This window comes from Ruegeria sp. BB9 (genome assembly GCF_056539345.1).
In genome coordinates this window covers 322,350-345,645 of the sequence record NZ_JBQFUU010000003.1, presented here as the reverse complement: position 1 = coordinate 345,645, position 23,296 = coordinate 322,350, and the positions used below count along the sequence as shown (strand labels likewise).

Genomic DNA, 23,296 nt, shown 5'->3' with positions numbered 1-23,296 from the left:
AAGCGCCGTGCCGCTCATCAGGCCCAGCGGGCCATCTTCGCGGCAGGTCAGGCCTCGGGCCTGACCAACAGCGCGACCAGCCGCCGGGTCAGCGGGGCCATGACCAGAACCACCGCAAAGGCCACCGGCCAGCTGATGCTCCACGCGCCCATCCAGCTGGCAAAGGTCTCGGGGCCAAGCCCGATCTCTTTGACCGTTGCGATGCAGGTCACGATGCAGGACATCAGCCCCGACAGGATCAATCCGAACAGGACGGGGGCAAAGCGGGCGGGGATCATGCGGCTGTTCCTCTACTGAATTGCCGCTTCGTATGCGATATCCAAGATGTGATTTCCAGTGCGCAGGTGCACAGGCCTATCGCATCCAGTGCAGAGAGGCGTCGGTGCGCCGCGTCGAGGGCGTGTATTCGGCGCTGACCCAGCCGTCATAGCCGCTGTCGTCGATCGCTGCGAACAACGCGGGGAAATCGGTCTCATCCCGGCCGGGTTCCGACCGGTCGGGGGCCGATCCGATCTGAACATGTACGATCCGGTCGCGGAATCTGTCCCAGATGGCCTGTGCATCGCCATGGATCATCCGGGCATGAAAGCTGTCGAACTGCAGGCCCACATTCGGACGGTCGATCCGGTCCAGGCACGCGGCGGCCAGATCATAGTCATTCAGGAAGTATCCCGGTTGCGAGACGGGGTTCAGCGGTTCGATCGTGAACCGTTGATGCGGCGCAAAATCCGCGGCCCATTGCAGGTTGTGCACAAAACAGTCCCGTGCGTCCGCCCCCGAGGCATAGCCCGCCATCACATGGATCAGGCCGGGCTTCAGCGCCTCGGCATAGCGCAGGACGCGGCGGATGTCGGACTGGAACCGCCCCTCGCCCCCCGGAACGGCCGCATAGCCGGGCTGGCCGCCGGTATAGTTGGGCGGCGGCGCGTTGATCAGCACCAGGTCCAGACCGTTGGTCATCATCGCGCGGCGGGTTTCCTTGGCCGCGATATCGTAGGGGAACAGGATTTCGACCGCCTTGAACCCAGCATCCGCAGCCGCCTTGAATCGGTCGAGATAGGGCAGCTCGGCAAAGAGCAGCGAGATATTGGCGGCAAATCGGGGCATTGTCCTCTCGGTCCGATGGCATGCTGACCTTAGTCGCGGGCGGTGCGCAGAGAAAGGGTTTGAAAACGACAATATGTCGAAAATCGGCCAGACCGGCGCGGGCCGAATGTGAAGGGTCGGGGTATTGCAGCGAATCATTTTCGTGGCGCTGCACCAACAAAAGGATTGAAACCGATGGCGATGAGTCCGGACCCCGTTCGCGGGCCCAGTTTCGCTGTGCCCGGTGCGCGGCAATCCGCCTTGTCCGGAAACGGGCTGGCGGTGGCGTCGATGCTAACCTGGGCGGCCGGATTCCCGGCGGCCGAAATCCTGCTGCAGACCTGGCCGCCGGTTGCCTTGCTGGCTGCGCGGCTGATGCTGGCGGTGGCCGTGATGATCCCGATCTGGCTGTGGATCGATGGCGCGGACGCGGTTCTGCGGGCGCGTTGGGCCCATGCGATGCGAGTGGGCGGGTTTGGCCTTGGCTTGGGCATGTTCCTGATCATCCTGGCGCAGAAACTGACCGATCCTGTTACCGTTGCCATCATCGCGTCCTGCGCGCCTTTGGTTGCGACACTGCTCGAGCTGGCTGCCGGAACGCGCAGATTGCGCTGGAACTTCGCGCTGGGCGTTGCTGTTTCGATCATCGGCGGCCTGATCGCAACCAGCGCGGTGGCGCCGGCCCAGCTGGGGTTGGGTGCGCTCTGCGCCATCGCCTCGACCGCGCTTTTCTGTTGGGCCAGCATGGCGACCGCGCGGGACTTCCCGGACCTCAGCCAAACCGGACGTACCACGATCACGCTGATCGGCGGCACGTTCATGGCCGGCGCGCTCTTCTATCTGTCGAGCGTCCTCGGGTTCGAAGTCTGGCCATCGTCGCCGATCGACCCGCAGCAGGCAGGAATGCTGGCGATCTACGCCGTGATCTCTCTAGGCCTCAGCCAGGTCCTGTTCATCGCTTCGATCGGCCGGCTGGGTGTTGCTCTGGCGTCATTCCACATCAATGTGGCACCGTTCTACGTGATGCTCATCATGGTGGTTCTGGGTTCGGAGTGGAACTGGACCCGGGCGCTGGGCGCCGGAGTCGTGGCGCTGGCGGTTGTCCTTGCGCAAGACCGTCCCGCACGACGGGTTGCCTAAGGCGCTTCTTCGGCGCGACCCAAGACAAAGAACTGCCCGCCGGACCAGACCCCGACCTGCCCGGCGCGTTCCGTGGCAATGTCCACAAGGCGGTAGAAACTCTTGCGGTCGATCCGCGCCTCAAGGTTCGATCGCACCAATATGTAGGGTCTTGGCTCGTTTGTTTCCGGGTCAATGGCAACCCGTATCGGGTGATCCGGACCTACCGTCACAGTATCGCCGACATGGGTGGTAAAGGTCAGAATCTGATCCTCGTCCGCGCCGGTCCGGTCGAAATCGACCGCCACAAACGGTGCGTCTTCGACGATGATGCCGACCTTTTCGACAGGGGTGACCAGAAAATAGGCGTCCCCTTCTTTCTTAAGAATTGAGGAAAAAAGCTTCACAAGCTCGAACCGGGTGATGGGCGACCCTAGGTAATACCAGGTGCCATCGTGCGCGATGCGCATGTCCAGATCGCCGCAGAACGGAGGATTCCAGCTGTCGACAGGGGGCAGACCCCGCGGTTTGGCCGCCTTGATCGAGGCCGCCAGACCCTCAGGGGACGGTTTCACAGGATTTTGTCCGCTCATTGTTTTTGCCATTTCCTCTCAGCGCGATACACTTCAACCATAATAAGTCCACGGAAGGGAAAGTCATGACCGAACCTGCCGACCTCGTCTCCGAGATCGAAGCGCTGGAAGAGAAACTGCAACAGGCCAAATCCTCGATCACCCGCCGCTTCATCGGGCAGGAGAGGGTCGTTGACCTGACGCTGACCTCGCTGCTGTGTGGCGGTCATGCCCTGCTGATCGGGCTGCCGGGCCTGGGCAAGACGCGGCTGGTGGAAACCCTGTCCACCGTCATGGGCCTGCATGGCAACCGCATCCAGTTCACGCCCGACCTGATGCCGGCGGACATTCTGGGGTCCGAGGTTCTGGACACCGCCGAGGATGGCAGCCGCCATTTCCGATTCATTCCCGGCCCGATCTTCTGTGAACTGTTGATGGCGGACGAGATCAACCGCGCCAGCCCGCGCACCCAGTCGGCGCTGCTGCAGGCGATGCAGGAACGCACGGTGACCGTCGCAGGCGAAGACCGCGCGCTGGGCGTGCCGTTCCACGTTCTGGCCACGCAGAACCCGATCGAACAGGAAGGCACCTATCCGCTGCCCGAGGCCCAGCTTGACCGTTTTCTGGTGCAGATCGACGTGAACTATCCCGACCGCCAGACCGAGCGTGACATCCTGCTGGCCACCACCGGCGCGGCCGAGGAGGAGGCGCATCAGATCTTCACCAAAGAAGAACTGCTGGCCGCGCAGGTTCTGCTGCGCCGGATGCCGGTGGGCGAGTCGGTGGTCGAACTGATCCTCGATCTGGTGCGCGCGTTCCGCCCCGAGGAACCCGGCGTGTCCGAGCGCGTGTCCGAGACGGTCGCCTGGGGTCCAGGTCCGCGCGCGGCGCAGGCGCTGATGATGACGGTGCGGGCGCGGGCGATGCTGCAGGGCCGGCTGGCCCCAAATGCCGAAGACGTGCTGGACATGGCGCGCCCGGTGCTCAGCCACCGGATGGCACTGAACTTCGCCGCGCGGGCACGCGGTGACAGCTTGGCCGACCTGATCGAAACCACCGCGGCCGGGCTTGTCCGGGCCGAGGCGGCGGCGTGAACGCGGCCCGCACCCTTCGCGAAAGATCCGAGGCCGAGGCGTCCCGGCTGCCGCCCTTGTTGGCGCGGGCCGAACACCTGGCCGGAACCGTGCTGCTGGGCGATCACGGCCGGCGGCGTTCGGGGCTGGGCGATGATTTCTGGCAATACCGGCCGGCCCAGATCGGCGACAGCCGGCGGATGATCGACCACCGGCGCTCGGCCCGCGGCGATCAGCAATATGTGCGCGAACGCGAATGGCAGATTGCGCAGTCGATCATGCTGTGGGTCGATCAGGGCGCCTCGATGCGCTTTGCGTCCGACAAATCTCTGCCCACCAAGGCCGACCGGGCCCGCCTTCTGGGGTTGGCCACGGCGATCCTTCTGGTGCGCGGGGGCGAGCGTGTGGGCCTGACCGGAACAACCCTGCCGCCCCGGCGCGGCAATGCCCAGATCATCCGGCTGGCGCAGGCCCTGTCCGAAGATATCGAGGCCGATTATGCCCCGCCCGAGCACCGCGCCATGATCCCCCATGCCCGCGCCGTGTTCATCTCTGACTTCCTCGGCCCTCTGGACGAGGTCGAACTGGCCCTGACCAAGGCCGCCGACCGCGGCGTGCGCGGTGTGCTGCTGCAGGTTCTGGACCCGGGTGAGGAGAACTTCCCCTATCGCGGGCGCACCATCTTCGAAAGCGTCGGTGGCACGGTCCGGCACGAGACACTGAAGGCGGGCGACCTGCGCGAGCGCTATCTGGCGCGGCTGGCGCGGCGCAAGGATGACCTGACCCGCCTGTGCCGGGTGACCGGTTGGCAGCTGGGTCTGAACCATACGGGCGACAGCGCGCAGGCGGCCCTGTTGTGGCTCTATCGTGCGCTGGACGGAGGGGCGCGATGACGGTTCTGGCGGGCATCGGCTTTACCGCACCATGGGTGCTGCTGGGTCTGCTGACGCTGCCGATCCTGTGGCTGATCCTGCGCGCCGTGCCGCCCGCGCCGATCCGCCGGCTGTTCCCCGCGGTGACCCTGTTGCTGGGCCTGAAGGACGACGAGAGCGTATCTGACCGCACCCCGTGGTGGCTGTTGCTGCTGCGGATGCTGGCGGCGGCGGCGATCATCATTGGGCTGGCCGGCCCGGTACTGAACCCGTCGCGCGATGAGTCCGGATCGGGGCCATTGCTGCTGGTTCTGGATGCCAGCTGGGCCGGGGCCACGCGCTGGCCCGCCACGCTGGATCAGATCGACGCGCAGCTGACCGAAGCCGGACGGGCCGGGCGCCCCGTGTCGATCCTGCGCCTGACCGAGCCGGAACCGCCGGTCTTCCAGGCCGCCGAAGCCTGGCGCAATCGCCTGCCCGGGCTGGTTCCGCAGCCGTGGCAGCCGGACGCGGCGCAGATCGAACAGGCCCTGGCCGACCTGTCGGCGGTCGAGGGCGGGTTCGATACGCACTGGTTCACGGACAAGCTGGACTATCCGGGCCGTGAAAGCCTGCTGTCCGCGCTGCAGGCGCGGGGCGCGGTCACGGTCTATCGCGCGGCGGCGCCGATCCTGGCGCTGCTGCCGGCCACCTATCAGGACGGGGCTATCCGACTCACCGCGGTGCGCGCCACGCCCGGACCGGCGCAGACCGTCACCATCAATGCGCAGGGGCGCGACCCGGCGGGTGTGATGCGCCTTCTGCAATCGGTCGAGGTCAGCTTCGACAGCGGCGCGACCCAGGCGCAGGCCGATCTGGCGTTGCCGTCCGAACTGCGGGCCCGCATCACGCGGTTCGAGCTGCAGGGCCAGCGGTCGGCCGGGGCGGTGTCGCTGACCGATGACAGCCTGCGCCGGCGCGAGGTTGCCCTGATCGCCGGAACCGTCAACCGCGAGGGGTTGGAGCTGCTGTCGCCGCTTCACTATCTGACGCAGGTGCTGATCCCCACCGCCGATTTCGTCGAGGGCGGGCTGGCCGAGGTTCTGCCCGCCAACCCGGATGTGATCGTGCTGGCCGATGTGGCCAAGCTGACCCCCGCCGAACAGGCCGGATTGGTCGAATGGGTCGAGCAGGGCGGGCTGTTGCTGCGCTTTGCCGGTCCGCACATGGCGGCCAGCGATCTGGGCCGCGATGCCGAAGACGCCCTTTTGCCGGTGCGGCTGCGCAGCGGTGGCCGCTCGGTCGGCGGCGCGATGAGCTGGGGCGAGGCCAAGGGGCTGGCGCCTTTCCAGGAAGGTTCGCCCTTCTACGGGTTGCGCATCCCCGACGATGTGACCGTCAGCACCCAGGTGATGGCGCAGCCCGACCCGAACCTGGCCGACCGGGTGATCGCCGCGCTGTCGGACGGCACCCCGCTGGTGACGCGCAAGCCGCTGGGCCTGGGTCAGGTGGTGCTGTTCCATGTCACCGCCGATGCCGAATGGTCGACCCTACCGCTGTCGGGCCTGTTCGTCGAAATGCTCGACAGGCTGGCCGTGGCCTCGGCGGCCAAGACGCGGCAGGTCGAACAGCTGCAAGGCACCACGTGGGAGCCGATTCAGGTGATGGACGGGTTCGGAACCCTGTCCGATGCGGGCAATCTGGCCGGTGTCGATGGCCCGGCGCTGGTGTCCGGCGCCCCGGGGCCCGACCTGCGCCCGGGTCTGTATGAAAGCGGCAAGCAGAAGCTGGCCCTGAACGTGTTGAACGAGGATAGCACGCTGCGCCCGATCAGCTGGCCTGCGGATGTTCCCATCAAGGGGCAGGAGGTCAGCGCCGAAACTCCTATCGGGGGCCTGCTGCTGAGCCTGGCCCTGATCCTGCTGACGGTTGACGTCGTGGCCTCGCTGGCGCTGTCGGGGCGTCTGGGGCTGGCGCGGGCGGCGGCGGTCGCGCTGGGCGCGGTTCTGATCGCACCGCAAGCGCAGGCGCAGACGCCCGAGGAGACCGAATTCGCGCTGCAGGCAACCAAGGAATTGGTGCTGGCACATGTACTGACCGGCAATGCCCAGATTGACGACGTCGCCCATGCCGGGCTACGCGGCCTGTCGCAAACCCTGTTTTACCGCACGTCCGTCGAACCGGCCGAGCCCATGGGCGTGGACCTCGAACGTGACGAACTGGCCCTCTTCCCGCTGCTCTACTGGCCGATCACACCGAATCAGCCCCAGCCTTCGGCCGAGGCCTATGCCAAGCTGAACGCCTATCTGCGGTCCGGCGGGATGATCCTGTTTGACACGCGGGACGCCAACATCGCCGGGTTCGGCGCCTCGAGCCCTAATGGGCGCAAGCTGCAGCAACTGGCTGCGCCGCTGAATATCCCTGCGTTAGAGCCTGTTCCCCGCGATCACGTCCTGACCCGTGCGTTCTACCTGTTGCAGGATTTCCCCGGCCGCTTTGCCGGAACCGAGGTCTGGGTCGAAGCCGCGCCCCTGGACGCTGAACAGATCGAAGGCATGCCCTTCCGCAACCTAAACGATAACGTCACCCCGGTGGTGATCGGTGGCAACGACTGGGCCGGGGCCTGGGCAATCGACCGAAACGGGCAGGCGCTGCTGCCGGTCGGGCGCGGCTATGCCGGAGAACGCCAGCGCGAGTTGGCCAACCGGTTCGGCGTCAACCTGGTCATGCACGTGCTGACCGGGAACTACAAATCCGATCAGGTGCACGTGCCTGCTCTGCTTGACAGGTTGGGCCAATGACCGGTTCCGTCATCTTTGACCCGCTGATCCCATGGCCCGTTCTGGCGGTTGTCGGGGCGATCGCCCTGGCCGCGACGGTTCTGGCGCTGTGGCGCGGTTTGTCGGGTTGGGCGTTGCGCGGGTTGGCGGCATTGGTGCTGCTGGCGGCTCTGTCCGGCCCGGTCTACCAGATCGAGGACCGCGCTCCGCTGACCGACATCGTGTTGATGATCGAGGATGAAAGCGCCAGCCAAACCCTGTCGGACCGCGCCGAACAGACCGCGCAGACCGCCGAGGCCCTGGCCGCCGAGATCGAGGCCCGCGACAACACCGAACTGCGCCGCATCACCGTGGGCGACGGTGACGGAGACGAAGGCACCCAGGTGATGGCGGCGCTGAATGCCGCGCTGGCCGAGGAACCGCGCGCCCGGATCGCCGGAATTCTGGTCTTGTCGGACGGCATCGTGCATGACGTCGATCAGGCCCCAGACCTGCCCGCGCCGATGCACCTGTTGCAGACCGGTCGCGCGCAGGACTGGGACCGCCGCCTGATCGTGCGCAACGCGCCGGCCTTTGCAATCATCGATGAGCCCGTCACTCTGACCTTGCGGGTCGAGGACAGTGGCGCGGTGCCCGCCGGTCCGGCGTCCGCCCCACTCGAGATCGCGGTGGACGGGGGCGAGCCGCAGCAGTTCAGCATCCCGATCGGTGTGGATGTCGAGCTGCCAGTGACCCTGCCCCATGGCGGGCGCAACGTCATCCAGTTCACGGTTCCGCAGGCCGATGGCGAACTGACCGACCGCAACAACACCGCCTTGATCCAGATGAACGGCGTGCGCGATCGGCTTCGGGTTCTGTTGGTCTCGGGCGAGCCGCATCCGGGCGGGCGAACCTGGCGCAATCTGCTGAAATCCGACAGCTCGGTCGACCTGGTGCATTTCACCATCCTGCGCCCGCCCGAGAAACAGGACGGGGTTCCGGTGGACGAACTGTCGCTGATTGCATTCCCCACGCGCGAGCTGTTTCTGGAGAAGATCAACGATTTCGACCTGATCATCTTTGACCGCTACAAGCGGCGCGGCATCCTGCCGGCGATCTATCTGGACAACGTGACCAACTACATCAATGACGGAGGTGCGGTGCTGATTGCGGCCGGACCCGACTTTGCCACCGCCGACAGCATCTTCCGCTCGCCCCTGTCTGCGATCCTGCCGGCGCAGCCCTCGGCCCGGGTCATCGAAGAACGCTACGTGCCCACGGTGACAGACCTGGGCCAGCGTCATCCGGTGACCGCCGATCTGGGTGAGACGGGCGATTGGGGCGCATGGCTGCGCCAGATCGACGTAAAACAGCGCTCGGGCGAGCTGCTGATGACCGGCGTCGAAGATCGACCTCTGCTGGTGTTGGACCGGGTGGGGGAAGGACGCGTGGCGCTGCTGGCTTCGGACCACGCCTGGCTGTGGAGCCGCGGCTACGAGGGCGGTGGCCCGCAGTTGGAACTGCTGCGCCGCCTTGCCCACTGGATGATGAAGGAACCCGAGCTTGAAGAAGAGGCGCTGTGGGCCGAGGCCAACGGGCAGTCAATGCGCATCATCCGCCAGACCCTGAACGAAGAGGTGGGCCCTGTCACGGTCACCCGACCCAATGGCGACACGCTTGAAGTGCCCTTGCGCGAATTGTCCCCCGGCCGGTTCGAGGCGCAGTATTTCGGGCCTGAAATTGGGCTCTATCGCCTGCAGGAAGGTGAGCTGTCCTCGGTCATCGGCCTTGGCCCTGCGGCGCCGCGGGAATTCGAACGCACCATCGCAACAGCTGAAATCCTTGAACCGGTCATGGCCGGGATGCGCGGCGGGGTAATCCGGGTCGAGGATGGGCTGCCGGCAATCCGCAACGTACGCGCCGGGCGCCCTGCGGCCGGGCGTGGCTGGATCGGTCTGACCCCGCGCGAGGCATATGAAACCCGTGACGTGACCCAAGCCGGACTGTTGCCGCCCTGGCTGGTGCTGCTGTTGGCGGGTGGCTTCCTGCTGGCGGGCTGGTTGCGCGAAGGACGGCGCTGATCGACCTTTGGCCTTAAACAGATTTTCACGGTCTGCGGGAATGCTGATCCCGAACCGACCGGGAAGATGACCATGAGTGTTGCAGAAAAACTGGCACAGGAACGGCGGGCGCGTCTGGCCGCCGAACGCATGCTTGCACTCAAGCAGAGTGAACTGTCCGAGGCCAATCGCAAACTGGGTGAATACGCGATGGCCCTGACCAAGCGTATTGGCGAGACTGAGGCCGAGGTCGAAACCGTGCGTGGCGAGAATGAAAAGGTCAAATCGGACCTGACCGTTGCAAATGCCAAGATCGAAGTGGCCGAACGCCGCCTCTGGCACTCGATCCAGACGATCCAGGACGGTTTCGCCTTCTTCGACGGCAGTGATCGGTTGATCAGCGCAAATACAGCCTATCTGAGCGTGTTCGAAGGACTGGATGAGGTCGCGCCCGGGATATCCTATCCCCGCATTCTTGATCTGCTTACCACCGAGGGCATCATCGATATCGGGTCGGAACCGGTCGAGGCATGGAAAACCCGCATGATGCGCCGCTGGACCCGGATCAACCCGCCGCCCGAAGTGATCCAGCTGTGGAATGGGCAATATATCAAGCTGATCGACCAGCGCGGGCAGGGCGGCGATGTGGTCAGTCTGGCCCTGAACATCACGGCCTCGGTCCAGCATGAGGCGCAACTGCAGGCCGCGCGCGAGAAGGCCGAGGCTGCCAACCGGGCCAAGTCGGCTTTCCTTGCCAATATGAGCCATGAGATCCGGACCCCGATGAATGGCATCGTCGGGATGACCGACCTGCTGTCGGAAACGCCTCTGAATGAGGAGCAGAGGCTTTATGTAGAGACGATCCGCAATTCGGGGGACGCGCTGCTGGTCATCATCAATGACGTTCTGGACTATTCCAAGATCGAAGCGGACAAGCTTGTGCTGCATCCCGAGGATTTCGATCTTGAACGTTGCATTCTCGAAGTTGCGATGCTGCTGCAGCCCACGGTGCGCGACAAGGGGCTGACCTTGCTGGTCGACTATGACCTGTTCCTGCCGACGCTGTTCGTGGGTGATCCGGGCCGGGTGCGTCAGGTGCTGACCAATCTGGTGGGCAACGCGGTCAAATTCACCGCCCAAGGCCATGTTCTGATCCGGGTCACCGGAGTACCGCATGCCGATCAGAAGACCTGCGACATCCACATTGCGATCGAAGACACCGGAATCGGCATCGAAGCGGACAAGATCGAGCACATATTTGGCGAGTTCAATCAGGTCGAAAACGAAAAGACCCGCGCCTTTGACGGCACTGGCCTTGGTCTGGCCATCACCAAACGCCTGATTACCTTGATGGGTGGCTCGATCTGGGTCGAGAGCGAGGCCGGCAAGGGGTCGTGCTTTGGGTTCCGCATCACACTGCCCACCGCCGAAGGCCCTCAACCGGCACCGCCTGCCTTGGCGGACAGGCTGAAACATGTCCTCGTGGTCGAGGATTTGGCCGTCAATCGGGCCATTCTGAACAAGCAGCTGCGGCGTTTGGGGGCCGAGGTGACGGTTTGCGCCACAGGCACCGAAGCGCTGAGGGCGGTGGATGCGTCGGTCGACCTGATCCTTTGCGATCACGATCTGCCTGACATGGACGGGCTGGATTTGGCGGAAACTCTGCGCAAGCGAAGCTGGTCCGACGTTCCGATCGTGCTGATGTCCGCAAACCCGGCCATCGTACACGCCGATCCGAACCATCGGCTGATACAAGGGGTGGTTCAGAAACCGATCCCTCGGGCCGAGCTGTTCTCGCGGCTTCAGGCGCTGGGCGCGGCTGTGTTGCCGGCGCCTGTTTCCCCGCCCTGCCGCGCAGAGCCGGCCCAATCGTCCGGCGGAAACACGAAGCTGCGCAAGATGCGCGTTCTGGCAGCCGAGGACAATCGCACCAACCAGTTGATCCTGAGCAAGATGACCAAGGATCTGAACATAGACCTCAAGCTGGTGGCCAACGGGCTTGAGGCTGTCGAAGCCTTTGCGAAATTTGCCCCTGACCTGATCCTTATGGACATCTCGATGCCCAAGATGGACGGAAAGCAGGCCACGAGTGAGATTCGCCGACGCGAAATCGGCACAGGGCAGCATGTGCCGATCGTGGCGCTGACCGCTCATGCCTTGGCCGATGACGAGCACAGCATCCTTGGGGCCGGGCTGGATCACTACCTGACGAAACCGCTTCAGAAGAAGCTGATTTGCGAGATGATCCAGTCCAACTGCCCGACGGATGCGCAACCTGTCATTGTCGAGCCGGCTGGTGCGGTCTAGGCTGACGCCATGTCACAGGAACGAGGTTTTCGCCCCCGCGCTTTGGGTGAAATCGCAATACGCTGCGCCGACATGGCAGCAATGGTTGATTTCTATGAAAACGTCATCGGGCTGACCCGCCTGCATGGCGGCCATAACAGCGCCATCACATTCTTTCGGATTGCGGATGGGTTCGAAGGACACACACAGGTTCTGGCGCTTTTTCACCATGGGGCAGCGCCGCGGCCGGGTTTGCACCCCACCGGTGCCGACAAACCCGTGACCGGGGCGCAATCGTCGCTGCACCATGTCGCCTTGTCTCTTCCCTTTGCGGAACAGGAGGCCGTCATGCGCTGGTATGACCAAATCGGCCAGCCCTATCGTGTCGAACGGTTCGGCTGGATCGGTTGGCGCGGAGTATTTACCACGGACCCCGAGGGCAACACGGTCGAACTGGTGGCGTATGATGCCTCGATGCTGGATCAGGCCTGATAGGGGCGCACGAATACCGGTTTGTCCGGTTCCGACAAATCAGACCGATACGCATAGCCGCCGGTGTCGAAATCCCGGAGGCCCGCAGGGTCGGTCAGCCGGTGCTGGATGATGTACCGCGCCATTGAGCCGCGAGCTTTTTTGGCAAAGAAGCTGACGATCTTCGGTGCGCCGCCCTTGTCCTCCATAAAGACAGGGGTGATGACCCGCAGTTTCAGCGCCTTGGGGGCCACCGCGCCAAAATATTCCTGGCTGGCGCAGTTCACCAGCGTATCGGTGCCGATCTCCTCGGCCTGCGCGTTCAGCGCCTTGCTCAGCTGGTCGCGCCAGTAGTCATACAGGGTCTTGCCGCGCCGGGTCTTCAACCGGCTACCCATTTCCAGCCGATAGGGCTGAATGGCGTCCAGCGGGCGCAGCAGGCCGTAAAGCCCCGACAGGATGCGCAGATGATCCTGCGCCCAGGCCAGTTCGTCGGCGTCCAGCGAGGCGGCCTCGAGCCCCTGATAGGTGTCGCCGGCAAAGGCCAACGCGGCCGGGCGGGTGGTCTCGGGCGGCGGGGTATCGGCAAAGGTGCGGAACCGGTCGCGGTTCAGCCGGGCCAGATCGTCGCTGAGGCTCATCAGCTTTTTTAGTTCTCCCAGCGTCAGGTTGCGCGCGGTTTTCGCCAGCCGGATCGCGTCGTCCTGAAAATCGGGCTGGGTCGGCGTCGCGTCCCGTTCTGCCCAGTCCAGCCGTTTGGCCGGAGAGATCACCACCAGCATATCTACCCCCTTGTACGTGCCTGCCCGCCGATACCTAGCCCGCCGCGCGCAGCACGTCCAGAAAGGCGGCCGCGAAACGTTCGGCGCGGCGGTCGCCCAGAATTTGCTCCAGCGCGCGGTCGTCGTCGGGCCGCATCTGCGCAACCTTCGCCAGTTGCGCGGCCGAACAGCTCAATGGTTTGTCGATCCCGTCCGGGCCTCGGGCCAGCTGTGCCTGCACCTCGAGCAGACGGTCGTAGATATTTCCCTGTTCACGCCCGGCCAGCTTGCGGCGCGCCGGGTGGACCGCCTGCGCCTCGCCCGCGATTACTTCGAGGAAGGTGTCGCCATAGCGGTCCAGTTTTTTTGCGCCCACGCCGCCGATCCGGGCCATCTCGTCCAGGGTCATGGGGCGTTTTTCCGCCATCTCGATCAGCGTGCGGTCGGGGAAGATGACATAGGCGGGCACACGGGCGGCCTCGGCCAGGGCGCGGCGCTTGGCCTTGAGCGCCGACAGCAGGGGCGCATCCTCATCCGAGACCATCATCTTGACCGCGGGCCGCCGGGTGGCCTTGCGCAGCGTGTCCTTGCGTAGGGTGATCTGCGCCTCGCCCTTCAGGATCGGCTTGGCGGCCTCGGTCATGCGCAGGGCGCCGTGGCGTTCAGGGTCGGGGCGGACCAGGTCATGGCCCATCATCTGCCGGAAGATCGCCTGCCATTGCGGGCGCGACCAGTCCTTGCCGATGCCGTAGGTGGGCAATTCGTCATGCCGCCGGGCGCGGATCTTGTCGGTGTCATTGCCCAGCAGGATGTCGATCAGGTGGCCCGAACCGAACCATTCCTCGGTGCGCAGGATCGCCGACAGGGCCATGCGCACCGGGGTGGTGCCGTCGAACAGCTCGGGCGGGCTGTCGCACAGGTCGCATTTGCCGCAGGGCTCGGCCTGTTCCCCGAAATAGCCCAGCAGGGTCTGGCGGCGGCAGTGCAGCGCCTCGGCCAGACCCAGCAGCGCGTTCAGGCGGGCATGATCTGCGGCGCGGCGTTCAGGCGGGGCCAACCCCTCGTCGATCTGGCTGCGGCGCAGGCGGATGTCGTCGGGGCCGAACAGGGTCAGGGTTTCGGCCGGCCCACCGTCGCGGCCGGCGCGGCCGATTTCCTGGTAATAGGCCTCGATCGATTTCGGCAGGTCCGCATGGGCGACCCAGCGGATGTCGGGCTTGTCGATACCCATGCCAAAGGCCACGGTGGCCACCACGAGCAGCCCGTCCTCGCGCGCGAAGCGGGTTTCGACGATGCGGCGGTCTTCGGCTTCCATCCCGCCGTGATAGTGGCAGGCGCTGTGGCCCTGTTCGCGCAGGGCCTGCGCCAGCACTTCGGTCTTGTTGCGGGTGCCGCAATAGACGATGCCCGACTGGCCCCGGCGGGCGTCGGCGAAATCAAGGATCTGCTTGCGCGGGCTGTCCTTCGCGGCAAAGGCCAGGTGGATGTTCGGCCGGTCGAAGCCACGCAGGAACTTGCGCGGAGGCGTGCCGTCGAACAGTTTCTCGACGATCTCGTCCTGGGTTTCCGCATCCGCCGTGGCGGTGAAAGCGGCCAAGGGCACGTTCAGCGCGCGGCGCAGCTCTCCGATCCGCAGATAGTCGGGCCGGAAATCATGGCCCCACTGGCTGACGCAATGCGCCTCGTCCACGGCGATCAGGCTGACATTGATCCGCCGCAGCATGCCCAGCGCCGAGCCCGCCGCCAGCCGTTCGGGCGCCATATACAGCAGTTTCAGCCGCCCGGCCTCGAGCGCCTCCCATACGGCATCGGTTTCCTCGGGCGTGTTGCCCGAGGTCAGCGCTCCGGCCTCGACCCCGGCTTCTTGCAGCCCCCGCACCTGGTCGCGCATCAGGGCGATCAGCGGCGAGACCACAACGGTGACGCCGTCGCGCAGCAGGGCAGGCAGTTGATAACACAGGGATTTGCCGCCCCCCGTGGGCATGATCGCCAGCACGTTTTCGCCGGCGGTCACGGCATCGACGATCTCTTCCTGCCCGGGGCGGAAGTCATCGAATCCAAAGACATCTCGCAGCAGAGGCGCGGCGTCGAACATGTGCGGGGGTGCCCTGTTTCAAGATTTGACTGCTCTTGAACGGACAATCACACAGTCGGAATCGGGGAACAAGAGGTCAGTAGAAATAGACCGCGTTGTTGATGAGAACGATCCGCAGCGCATAGACGCCGATCAGCACCACCAGCGGCGTCAGGTCCAGACCGCCCATGTTGGGCAGAATGCGGCGGATCGGGCCGTAGATCGGTTCGAGCAGGCGGTTCAGGCCGTACCAGATCTGGGCGACCAGCTGTTGATGCAGGTTCAGGACCTGGAAGTTGATCAGCCAGCTCATGATCACATGAGCCAGGATGATGAACCAGACGATGTCCAGGATCAGCAGCAGGATTTGGATCAGCGACAGCATGGGCACCTCGTTTTCCGTACGGCCTGAGACCTAAGTGCCCAAGCGGCAATAGGCAAGCCCGCAGTCACAGAACGCTTGCGAAATGGCCCAAAGGCCCGTCTTATGATCTCAAGAGCAGGCAAGGGGCAGAGATGGCAGAGATTTCCAAGCGCAGGCGCATCTGGGGCTGGTGGTTTTTCGACTGGGCCAGCCAGCCGTATCACACCCTGTTGGTGACCTTTGTCTTTGGCCCGTATTTCGCCGGCGTTGCGGCCGAATATTACGCAACCGCGGGGATGGATGCCGAAGCCGCCGCCGCGCAGGCACAGACGGTCTGGGCTAACTGCCTGACGATCACCGGGCTGATCATCGCCTTCGGCGCGCCGCTCCTGGGGGCGATGGCCGATGTCTCGGGGCGGCGCACCCCGTGGATCTTTGCCTTTTCGGTGATGTATGCCGTGGGGTCCGCGGCGCTGTGGTTCACGCTGCCGGACGGGTCGAACATGTGGCTGATGCTGTCGGCCTTCGGTCTGGGTTTCGTCGGGGCGGAATACGCGCTGATCTTCATCAACTCGCAACTGCCCGATCTCGGCGATGACAACGAAGTGGGCGAGATCTCGGGCTCGGGCTTTGCCTTCGGCTATTTCGGCGGGCTGATTTCCCTGGCGATCATGCTGGCGCTGTTCGTCGAGCAGCCCAACGGCAAGACGCTGATCGGAATGGAGCCGCTGTTCGGTCTGGACGCCGGCGCGCGCGAAGGCACGCGTTTCGTGGGGCCGTTCACCGCCGGGTGGTTCATCCTGTTCATGGTCCCGTATTTCCTGTGGGTTCGCGACGATCCCGCCGCCGACAGGAAAGGCAGCGTATCCGAGGCGCTGCGTCTGCTGGGCAAATCCGTGGCCGCTTTGCGGTACCGGGTCAGCCTTGCCAGCTATCTGGGGTCATCGATGTTCTACCGCGACGCGCTGAACGGGCTGTACAGTTTCGGCGGCGTCTATGCGCGGCTGGTGCTGGAATGGGACCTGATCAAGATCGGCGTCTTCGGCATCATCAGCGTGCTGGCTTCGGCGGTCTTCGCCTGGATCGGCGGCAAGCTGGACCGGAAATTTGGCCCCAAGCCGGTGATCCTGACCGCGATCTGGGTTCTGATCCTGGTCTGCACCACCATCGTGTCGATGGACCGGACGCAGATCTTCGGCATCGCCCTGCCACAAGGCTCGGGCCTGCCGGACATGGTGTTCTTTGGCTGCGGCATCCTGATCGGCGGGATGGGGGGCATTCTGCAATCGGCCAGCCGGTCGTTGATGGTGCGCCACACCGACCCGGCCGCCCCGGTCGAGAGCTTTGGCCTCTATGGTCTGTCGGGCCGCGCCACCGCTTTTGCCGCGCCTTTGCTGATCGGAATTGCAACAACCGCGACCGGCAGCGCGCGGTTGGGGGTGTCTCCGATCGTCGGGTTGTTTATTCTGGGATTGTTCCTAATGCGCTGGGTCAAACCGGAAGGGGATCAGAGCAGATGATTTCATTACGTTTTTTGGTATTTTTGGCAGGAATTGCGCTGGCCGGGGCGGCAGGGGCCCAACCGCTGGCCAAGCAGTTGTTCGGGGCTCAGAAGGACAGTTCGCAACAAAAGCCGGCCGCTTTCGGCAGTTATTCGCGCGGATGCGCCGCCGGATCGGTGCAACTGCCCGAGACCGGACCCACCTGGCAGGCGATGCGTCTGTCGCGCAACCGCAACTGGGGCCATCCGCAGGCGATCGACTTCGTGCAGGACCTCAGCCGTTTTGCGGCAAAGCAACCGGGATGGAACGGGCTTTACATCGGGGATATCAGCCAGCCGCGCGGCGGGCCGATGACCTCGGGCCACCGCAGCCACCAGCTGGGTTTGGACATCGACATCTGGATGCTGCCCGGTGACAACATGCGCCTGTCGCGCAAGGCCCGCGAGAACATCTCGTCCATCTCCTTGCGGCGCTCGAACGGCGCCTATGTGAACGGCAACTGGACGAAACAGCACCACGCCATCCTGCGCGAGGCGGCCAAGGACAAACGCGTGGCCCGCATCTTCGTGTTTCCGGGCGCCAAGGTGCAGATGTGCAAGGACGAGAAGGGCAACCGGGCCTATCTGCGCAAGATCCGACCCTGGTGGGGGCATCATTATCACTTCCACGTCCGGCTGAACTGCCCGCGCGGCTCGCGCGGGTGCGTCAATCAGGATCCGCCGCCCAAGGGTGACGGCTGCGCCGAGGCCGAACAGTGGGTGCGCAACATCCTGAACCCGCCGCCGCCCGACCCCAACGCGCCGCCTCCGAAGAAACGGCGTGAGTATGTTCTGGCGGATCTGCCCCAGCAATGCGCCGCCGTCTTGCAGTCCAACTGATCGCCAGCCTGTTTCTGGCCGGCTCTGCCTGGGCGGTCGAAGTCAAATCGGCCGAATATCTGGGCAGCTTTGCATGGCGCGCCGGCCATGACTGGTTCGGCGGGTTTTCCGCCATCCATGTCTCGGATGACGGGCAGCGCGCATGGGTGCTGAGCGACCGCTCCACCTTGGCATCGGTCCGCATCGACCGGGATGGCGATGAGATTGTCGGCATCCGTATTGTTGGCCACTGGCCGGTTCTGTCCAGCCGGGGACGGATCATGCCCGGCAGTTCGGGTGACTCCGAGGGGCTGGCGCTGGCGCCGGATGGCAGTATCTACATCTCGTTCGAAGGCGTGCATCGCGTGGCCCGTTATGCCGCGCCCGGTGCCCATGCTCAGGTGCTGCCGCGCCCCAAGGCCTTTGACGCGCTCGACCAGAATGGTTCGTTCGAGGGGCTGGCCGTCGACGCGCAGGGCCGCCTGTACACGCTTCCCGAGAAAAGCCGCACGGCAAATGGCGACATTCCGGTCTATCGCTGGGACGGGCGCGCCTGGTCCACGCCCTTTGTTCTGCCGCAACGGGGCCGCTTTCTTCCGGTGGCTGCCGATTTCGGCCCGGACGGGCGGTTCTACGTGTTGGAACGCGCGGTCTCGCTGACCGGGTTCCGGTCGCGTCTGCGTCGGTGGCGGATCGCGGTTGATACACCTGCGGCCGAGGAAATCCTGTTCCAGACCGGAACCGGAACCCATGACAACCTCGAGGGGCTGTCGGTCTGGCGCGACGGGCAGGGGCGGTTGCGGGCCACGATGATCTCGGACGACAACTTTCTGGCGCTGCAGCGTACCGAACTGGTCGAGTATCTGCTGCCGGATTGACACGGGCCGATCCCGGGTCTAGAAGCGCGGCTTGCCTTGGGACGGTCCCTTGGCCAAGTCGCCGCTACCTTGTCAAAACGGGCATCAGAACATGCAACGCAACTTTATCCCCGGCATTCTTGCCATGGCCGCCATCGTCGTGGCCTCGAACATCCTGGTCCAGTTCCTGATCTTTGATGGGCTGTTGACCTGGGGTGCCTTCACCTACCCGCTGGCCTTTCTGGTCACCGACATCATGAACCGCGTCTATGGCGTGGGCCCGGCCCGCAAGGTCGTCTTCGCGGGCTTCGTCACCGGCGTGATCTGCTCGCTGATCGGCAGCCAGATCATGCTGCAGGGCGACGGCTTCACCTACGTCGCCGTGCCGCTGCGCATCGCCGTGGCTTCGGGAACGGCGTTCCTGATCGCGCAGCTGACCGACGTCACCGTGTTCAACGCCATGCGTGAAGGCCGCTGGTGGCGCGCGCCGCTGGTATCCACCCTGGTCGGGTCGGCGCTGGATACAGCGATCTTCTTCACCATCGCCTTCTCGGCCTCGGTGACCTTCTTCGGCGCCGATGCGGATGCGGCCATCAACTGGGCGTGGGAGCCCGTGCCCTTCATGCTGTCAGGCCCCGAAGCGCCCCTGTGGGTGACGCTGGCCTTTGCCGACTGGCTGGTGAAGCTGTCGCTGGCCTTGGTCGCACTGATCCCCTTCAAGGTGATCGTCGCCCGCCTGACCGCACAGCCCGCGTAAAAAACGCTTTGAGAATGGCACAAGTTGTGTCACCATCCTTTTCAACCGCAACAGATAGAAAAGGAGGTGATCCAGTGTCGAGAAAGAGATTGGAGAGAGGTGTCGGAACAACCGGGGGGACCGCCTGCTAGGGCAGCCCTTGGCGGAGCGCGCGCTCCGGCTGGTCGATTGATCTAACCGACCCGACCTCCTGAACTTTCGAAGGGCCGTCCCGCCGGGGCGGCCCTTTCTGTTTCCGGGTGGCGCCTGTAAGGTCGCGTCCATGTTGCGCATCACCGACGATATCACCCTGCACGATTGGGAAATGACCGAGAGCTTCATCCGCGCCTCGGGTCCCGGCGGGCAGAACGTGAACAAGGTCTCGACCGCGGTCGAGCTGCGCTTCGAGGCGGTGCGCTCGCCCTCGCTGCCCGATCCGGTCAAGGCGCGGCTGAAACGGCTGGCCGGGCGGCGCTGGACCAAGGATGGCGCGATCATCATCCAATGCGACGAGACCCGCAGCCAGGCCCGCAACCGCGAGATCGCCCGCGCCCGTCTGGCCGAGCTGATCGGCAAGGCGCTGGTCAAACCCAAGCGGCGGATCGCGACGAAGCCCACCTATGGCTCGGTCAAGCGCCGGCTGGCGGCGAAAAAGGCCCGGTCCGACGTCAAGGCGCTGCGCGGCAAGGTGGCGGAAGATTGATCTGGCATCTTTCCCTGCCGTTGCTAGTCTGACCGCAACAGGCGGCAGGGAGGCAAGGCCATGAGGCTGGAGGGAAAAACCGCAATCGTGACCGGCGGCGCATCCGGGTTCGGGGCCGGGATCGTGCAGAAATTCCTGACCGAGGGCGCACGGGTGATGATCGCCGATATCAACGGGGATGCCGCGCGTCACATGGCGGCAACGCTGGGCCCGCTGGCCGACCACTGCCAGGTGGATGTCTCCGACGGCGACTCGGTCCAGGCGATGGCGGATGCGGCGCTGGGACTCTACGGCCACCTCGACATCCTTGTGAACAATGCCGGCGTGACCCACCTTCCGACGCCGCTGGAGGAGGTCAGTGAAGAAGACTTCGACCGCGTCTATCGCGTGAACATGAAGTCGGTCTTTCTGACCGCGCGGGCGCTGGTGCCGCATATGAAATCGCGCGGGTCGGGGGCGATCCTGAACGTCGCCTCGACCGCCGGATTGTCACCGCGCCCGAACCTGAACTGGTACAACGCCTCCAAGGGCTGGATGATCACCGCAACCAAGACCATGGCGGTCGAACTGGCCCCGTCCGGTGTGCGCGTGAACGCGATCTGCCCGGTGGCGGGGGAAACGCCGCTGCTGAAATCCTTCATGGGCGAGGACACGCCCGAAATCCGCGCAAGGTTCCTGTCGACCATCCCGTTGGGCCGGTTCTCGACCCCGCAGGACATGGGCAACGCCGCCTGTTTCCTGTGCTCGGATGAGGCCAGCATGATCACCGGCACCGCGCTCGAGGTGGACGGGGGCCGCTGCATCTGAGCCTGTCCTTCATCTGGCTAGAGATATCCCCGCCAGAGGCAGCCCGCTTTCCCGCAGTAAAGGACAAACTTCAATGACCCCCGGACCCAGAAACCTGATCACCGACGTGCCCGGCCTGCTGGTGGGCAACGCACAGGACGCGGCCCTGAAATCCGGCGTCACCGTCCTGACCGGAGATCAATCGCTGCGGGCCTCGGTGCATGTGATGGGGGGCGCCCCCGGCACGCGTGAGACCGATCTGCTGGCCGCCGACAAAACTGTCGACCGGGTGGATGCGATCGTGCTTTCAGGAGGCTCGGCCTTCGGGCTGGATGCCTGTTCGGGCGTGATGGACGCGCTGCATGCACAGGGACGCGGGTTTCAGGTGGGGTCAGCCGTGGTGCCGATCGTACCCGGGGCGATTCTGTTCGACCTGCTGAACGGTGGCGACAAGGCGTGGGGTGAAAACCCGTACCGCGCCTTGGGCCGGGCCGCATTCGACGCCGCGGCGGAGAGGTTCGATCTGGGCAGCGCCGGGGCCGGAACCGGCGCGCTGACGGCCATGTGCAAGGGTGGGCTGGGCTCCGCCTCGGCGGTGTTGCCGGGCGGCGTGACAGTGGGTGCGCTGGTTGCAGCCAACCCGCTGGGCAGCGTCATCACCCCGGGGGACCGGCATTTTTGGGCCGCCCCGTTCGAGATCGGGGCCGAGTTCGGCGGGCTGGGGCCGGATGCGGCGTCCGGACTGGGGGACCCCGTGCCCAGCCGCAAGGCCCGGGCAATGGGCCATCCCCCGCCCGACAAGGCCAACACGACCATCGCCATCGTCGCCACCGATGCCGCCCTGACCAAACCGCAATGCCAGCGCATGGCGGTGGCCGCCCATGACGGGATCGCCCGCGCCATCCTGCCCGCCCACACGCCGGGCGACGGTGACCTGGTGTTCGGCGTCAGCACGGGGCGGATCCCTTCTGCCGAGGCCGATCTGGCCCTGCTGGGCCACGCCGCTGCCCTGTGCCTGACCCGCGCCATCGCGCGCGCGGTCTATCATGCGAAACCGGCGCCGGGCGACCTGTTGCCGTGCTGGTCGGATCTGCAAAATACGCCTTGAAAATATACCTTTTTGACTGCGTCAGGTCGCCGCCGCGCGTCAAATTGCGCATTGACTCTGCGCGCGTTTGATACTGGTTAAAGGGCAGCCAATTCATATCGGAGCAACGCCAATGAAACGTATCATCGCGACTGCCATCGCCGGCCTGCTGGCCGTGCCGGCCCTGGCCGAAGGCGACGCCGAAGCCGGTGCCAAGACCTTCAACAAGTGCAAGTCCTGCCACATGATCGCAACGCCCGACGGCGAAGCCATCGTCAAGGGCGGCAAGACCGGGCCGAACCTGTACGGTATCGCTGGCCGCGCCGCAGGTGCAGAGGAAGGCTTCAAATACGGCGACAGCCTGGTTGCGGCCGGTGAAAAAGGTCTGGTCTGGGACGAGGAAAGCTTTGTTGCCTATGTTCAGGACCCCAAGGCGTTCCTGAAGGACTACCTGGGTGAAACCTCGGCCAAGTCGAAGATGACCTTCAAACTGAAGAAGGGTGGCGAGGACGTCTTTGCCTATCTGCAAAGCGTTTCGGCCGAATAAGCCGCACTTGCCAAAAAACCGGAACAAGTACAAAAGGCCGCAGCCCTGCGGCCTTTCGTGCGCTTGATTGCAACGTCGATCATCGCCAGTTTTGTCGCAGACCAAAAAAACACTGCGCCCAATCCGCCAGCGCATCGCGCCCGGTCGCCGATGCCGCCAGACCGACGCAGTCACACCAGGAGAGGACAGATGGGAATCATGATCCCGGCTTGGGTTCATGGCGAGCTGACACCCGTGGACAAGCTGGAAGCCCACGAAAAGGGGCTCAAGCACAAGGCGGTCTCGGTCTTCGTCGTGCGGGGCACCGAGATTCTGATGCAGCGCCGCGCGCTGGGCAAGTATCACACGCCCGGCCTATGGGCGAACACCTGTTGCACCCATCCCGACTGGGACGAAAACTCCTCGGACTGCGCCGTGCGCCGCCTGCGCGAGGAGTTGGGCATTACCGGCCTGTATCCGGAATACCGGCACCGGCTGGAATATCATGCGGATGTCGGCAACGGGATGGTCGAAAACGAGGTCGTGGACGTGTTCTTGGCGCATGTGCGCGGGCCGCTGAAGATCGAGCCCAATCCCGACGAGGTGATGGAGATCCGCTGGATCGACTACCACGATCTGCTGGCCGAAGTGCGCCGTCACCCCGAACGGTTCACCCCGTGGCTGAAGATCTATCTGCACAATCACGCAGACACGATCTTTGGCCCCGACCTGATCATCTCGGCCAAATCCTGACGCGCCCATCTTG

The 23,296-nt window shown here is 64.8% G+C and carries 22 protein-coding genes; 16 read left to right on the top strand and 6 right to left on the bottom strand.

All coding sequences use genetic code 11. The features are described from left to right. Positions 1-47 precede the first annotated feature (47 nt). Entirely contained in the window at positions 48-278 is a 231-nt protein-coding gene (locus ACR0FC_RS12590) for a DUF2798 domain-containing protein (protein WP_170340948.1), read from the bottom strand. A gap of 76 nt (positions 279-354) precedes the next feature. Further along, positions 355-1,107 (bottom strand): hydroxypyruvate isomerase family protein, encoded by a 753-nt coding sequence (locus tag ACR0FC_RS12585; protein WP_170340950.1) that lies wholly within the window; start codon positions 1,105-1,107, stop codon positions 355-357. A gap of 174 nt (positions 1,108-1,281) precedes the next feature. Between ACR0FC_RS12585 and ACR0FC_RS12580 the strand changes: the two genes are divergently transcribed. Then, positions 1,282-2,226: a DMT family transporter gene (locus tag ACR0FC_RS12580; RefSeq protein ID WP_254432929.1), complete on the top strand. Its 945-nt coding sequence runs from the start codon at positions 1,282-1,284 to the stop codon at positions 2,224-2,226. On the opposite strand, the gene ACR0FC_RS12575 is transcribed toward ACR0FC_RS12580, so the two are convergent. Continuing rightward, positions 2,223-2,798: a DUF1285 domain-containing protein gene (locus ACR0FC_RS12575; protein ID WP_170340952.1), complete on the bottom strand. Its 576-nt coding sequence runs from the start codon at positions 2,796-2,798 to the stop codon at positions 2,223-2,225. The two genes, ACR0FC_RS12580 and ACR0FC_RS12575, sit on opposite strands and share 4 nt — an antisense overlap. 65 nt (positions 2,799-2,863) lie before the next feature. On the opposite strand from ACR0FC_RS12575, the gene ACR0FC_RS12570 reads away from it, so the two are divergent. The 6 genes from ACR0FC_RS12570 (at position 2,864) to ACR0FC_RS12545 (ending at position 12,298) form a co-directional block, all read left to right on the top strand. Further along, the gene (locus tag ACR0FC_RS12570; RefSeq protein WP_170340954.1) at positions 2,864-3,871 is read left to right on the top strand and encodes an AAA family ATPase; all 1,008 of its coding nucleotides are present in this window, start codon (positions 2,864-2,866) and stop codon (positions 3,869-3,871) included. After that, positions 3,868-4,743, top strand: a complete 876-nt coding sequence (locus ACR0FC_RS12565) for a DUF58 domain-containing protein (protein WP_170340956.1) — start codon at positions 3,868-3,870, stop codon at positions 4,741-4,743. The genes ACR0FC_RS12570 and ACR0FC_RS12565 overlap by 4 nt, the downstream gene beginning before the upstream one ends. After that, positions 4,740-7,502, top strand: a complete 2,763-nt coding sequence (locus tag ACR0FC_RS12560; protein ID WP_170340958.1) for a DUF4159 domain-containing protein — start codon at positions 4,740-4,742, stop codon at positions 7,500-7,502. The genes ACR0FC_RS12565 and ACR0FC_RS12560 overlap by 4 nt, the downstream gene beginning before the upstream one ends. After that, positions 7,499-9,541: a hypothetical protein gene (locus ACR0FC_RS12555; protein ID WP_170340960.1), complete on the top strand. Its 2,043-nt coding sequence runs from the start codon at positions 7,499-7,501 to the stop codon at positions 9,539-9,541. The genes ACR0FC_RS12560 and ACR0FC_RS12555 overlap by 4 nt, the downstream gene beginning before the upstream one ends. 72 nt (positions 9,542-9,613) lie before the next feature. Further along, positions 9,614-11,827, top strand: coding sequence for a response regulator (locus tag ACR0FC_RS12550; RefSeq protein ID WP_170340962.1), 2,214 nt, complete (start codon positions 9,614-9,616; stop codon positions 11,825-11,827). 9 nt (positions 11,828-11,836) lie between these two features. After that, complete coding sequence (locus ACR0FC_RS12545; RefSeq protein WP_170340964.1) at positions 11,837-12,298, top strand: VOC family protein; 462 nt, start codon at positions 11,837-11,839, stop codon at positions 12,296-12,298. On the opposite strand, the gene yaaA is transcribed toward ACR0FC_RS12545, so the two are convergent. The 3 genes from yaaA to ACR0FC_RS12530 all read right to left on the bottom strand — a co-directional run bounded on the left by yaaA (position 12,289) and on the right by ACR0FC_RS12530 (position 15,497). After that, entirely contained in the window at positions 12,289-13,059 is a 771-nt protein-coding gene (gene yaaA, locus ACR0FC_RS12540; RefSeq protein WP_170340967.1) for a peroxide stress protein YaaA, read from the bottom strand. The genes ACR0FC_RS12545 and yaaA overlap by 10 nt on opposite strands. A gap of 34 nt (positions 13,060-13,093) precedes the next feature. Beyond that, a complete protein-coding gene (gene recQ, locus ACR0FC_RS12535) occupies positions 13,094-15,133 on the bottom strand; it encodes a DNA helicase RecQ (RefSeq protein ID WP_170340968.1) in 2,040 nt (679 codons plus the stop codon). 76 nt (positions 15,134-15,209) lie between these two features. Then, the gene (locus ACR0FC_RS12530) at positions 15,210-15,497 is read right to left on the bottom strand and encodes a YggT family protein (protein ID WP_008757771.1); all 288 of its coding nucleotides are present in this window, start codon (positions 15,495-15,497) and stop codon (positions 15,210-15,212) included. Between the two features lie 131 nt (positions 15,498-15,628). Between ACR0FC_RS12530 and ACR0FC_RS12525 the strand changes: the two genes are divergently transcribed. From ACR0FC_RS12525 to idi, 9 genes are all read left to right on the top strand, one after another. After that, positions 15,629-16,996: an MFS transporter gene (locus ACR0FC_RS12525; protein ID WP_170340970.1), complete on the top strand. Its 1,368-nt coding sequence runs from the start codon at positions 15,629-15,631 to the stop codon at positions 16,994-16,996. Continuing rightward, the gene (mepA, locus tag ACR0FC_RS12520; RefSeq protein WP_170340972.1) at positions 16,993-17,856 is read left to right on the top strand and encodes a penicillin-insensitive murein endopeptidase; all 864 of its coding nucleotides are present in this window, start codon (positions 16,993-16,995) and stop codon (positions 17,854-17,856) included. The genes ACR0FC_RS12525 and mepA overlap by 4 nt, the downstream gene beginning before the upstream one ends. Further along, the gene (locus ACR0FC_RS12515; protein ID WP_170340975.1) at positions 17,829-18,713 is read left to right on the top strand and encodes an esterase-like activity of phytase family protein; all 885 of its coding nucleotides are present in this window, start codon (positions 17,829-17,831) and stop codon (positions 18,711-18,713) included. Before mepA ends, ACR0FC_RS12515 begins: the two co-directional genes overlap by 28 nt. Before the next feature lie 91 nt (positions 18,714-18,804). Next, positions 18,805-19,449: a queuosine precursor transporter gene (locus ACR0FC_RS12510; RefSeq protein WP_170340977.1), complete on the top strand. Its 645-nt coding sequence runs from the start codon at positions 18,805-18,807 to the stop codon at positions 19,447-19,449. A 262-nt stretch (positions 19,450-19,711) separates the two neighbouring features. Next, positions 19,712-20,131, top strand: coding sequence for an alternative ribosome rescue aminoacyl-tRNA hydrolase ArfB (gene arfB / locus ACR0FC_RS12505; protein WP_170340979.1), 420 nt, complete (start codon positions 19,712-19,714; stop codon positions 20,129-20,131). A 60-nt stretch (positions 20,132-20,191) separates the two neighbouring features. Further along, positions 20,192-20,938: an SDR family oxidoreductase gene (locus ACR0FC_RS12500; protein ID WP_170340981.1), complete on the top strand. Its 747-nt coding sequence runs from the start codon at positions 20,192-20,194 to the stop codon at positions 20,936-20,938. A gap of 73 nt (positions 20,939-21,011) precedes the next feature. Next, positions 21,012-22,025 (top strand): P1 family peptidase, encoded by a 1,014-nt coding sequence (locus tag ACR0FC_RS12495; protein WP_170340983.1) that lies wholly within the window; start codon positions 21,012-21,014, stop codon positions 22,023-22,025. Between the two features lie 112 nt (positions 22,026-22,137). Next, complete coding sequence (locus ACR0FC_RS12490) at positions 22,138-22,551, top strand: c-type cytochrome (protein WP_093964070.1); 414 nt, start codon at positions 22,138-22,140, stop codon at positions 22,549-22,551. A gap of 189 nt (positions 22,552-22,740) precedes the next feature. Then, positions 22,741-23,283: an isopentenyl-diphosphate Delta-isomerase gene (gene idi, locus ACR0FC_RS12485; RefSeq protein WP_093964071.1), complete on the top strand. Its 543-nt coding sequence runs from the start codon at positions 22,741-22,743 to the stop codon at positions 23,281-23,283. Positions 23,284-23,296 lie beyond the last annotated feature (13 nt).

Coding starts and splice junctions, on each gene's coding strand:
- ACR0FC_RS12590 (WP_170340948.1), bottom strand. CDS start 278: ATGATCCCCGCCCGCTTTGCCCCCGTCCTGTTCGGATTGATCCTGTCG.
- ACR0FC_RS12585 (WP_170340950.1), bottom strand. CDS start 1,107: ATGCCCCGATTTGCCGCCAATATCTCGCTGCTCTTTGCCGAGCTGCCC.
- ACR0FC_RS12580 (WP_254432929.1), top strand. CDS start 1,282: ATGGCGATGAGTCCGGACCCCGTTCGCGGGCCCAGTTTCGCTGTGCCC.
- ACR0FC_RS12575 (WP_170340952.1), bottom strand. CDS start 2,798: ATGAGCGGACAAAATCCTGTGAAACCGTCCCCTGAGGGTCTGGCGGCC.
- ACR0FC_RS12570 (WP_170340954.1), top strand. CDS start 2,864: ATGACCGAACCTGCCGACCTCGTCTCCGAGATCGAAGCGCTGGAAGAG.
- ACR0FC_RS12560 (WP_170340958.1), top strand. CDS start 4,740: ATGACGGTTCTGGCGGGCATCGGCTTTACCGCACCATGGGTGCTGCTG.
- ACR0FC_RS12555 (WP_170340960.1), top strand. CDS start 7,499: ATGACCGGTTCCGTCATCTTTGACCCGCTGATCCCATGGCCCGTTCTG.
- ACR0FC_RS12550 (WP_170340962.1), top strand. CDS start 9,614: ATGAGTGTTGCAGAAAAACTGGCACAGGAACGGCGGGCGCGTCTGGCC.
- ACR0FC_RS12545 (WP_170340964.1), top strand. CDS start 11,837: ATGTCACAGGAACGAGGTTTTCGCCCCCGCGCTTTGGGTGAAATCGCA.
- yaaA (WP_170340967.1), bottom strand. CDS start 13,059: ATGCTGGTGGTGATCTCTCCGGCCAAACGGCTGGACTGGGCAGAACGG.
- recQ (WP_170340968.1), bottom strand. CDS start 15,133: ATGTTCGACGCCGCGCCTCTGCTGCGAGATGTCTTTGGATTCGATGAC.
- ACR0FC_RS12530 (WP_008757771.1), bottom strand. CDS start 15,497: ATGCTGTCGCTGATCCAAATCCTGCTGCTGATCCTGGACATCGTCTGG.
- ACR0FC_RS12525 (WP_170340970.1), top strand. CDS start 15,629: ATGGCAGAGATTTCCAAGCGCAGGCGCATCTGGGGCTGGTGGTTTTTC.
- mepA (WP_170340972.1), top strand. CDS start 16,993: ATGATTTCATTACGTTTTTTGGTATTTTTGGCAGGAATTGCGCTGGCC.
- ACR0FC_RS12515 (WP_170340975.1), top strand. CDS start 17,829: ATGCGCCGCCGTCTTGCAGTCCAACTGATCGCCAGCCTGTTTCTGGCC.
- ACR0FC_RS12510 (WP_170340977.1), top strand. CDS start 18,805: ATGCAACGCAACTTTATCCCCGGCATTCTTGCCATGGCCGCCATCGTC.
- arfB (WP_170340979.1), top strand. CDS start 19,712: ATGTTGCGCATCACCGACGATATCACCCTGCACGATTGGGAAATGACC.
- ACR0FC_RS12500 (WP_170340981.1), top strand. CDS start 20,192: ATGAGGCTGGAGGGAAAAACCGCAATCGTGACCGGCGGCGCATCCGGG.
- ACR0FC_RS12495 (WP_170340983.1), top strand. CDS start 21,012: ATGACCCCCGGACCCAGAAACCTGATCACCGACGTGCCCGGCCTGCTG.
- ACR0FC_RS12490 (WP_093964070.1), top strand. CDS start 22,138: ATGAAACGTATCATCGCGACTGCCATCGCCGGCCTGCTGGCCGTGCCG.
- idi (WP_093964071.1), top strand. CDS start 22,741: ATGGGAATCATGATCCCGGCTTGGGTTCATGGCGAGCTGACACCCGTG.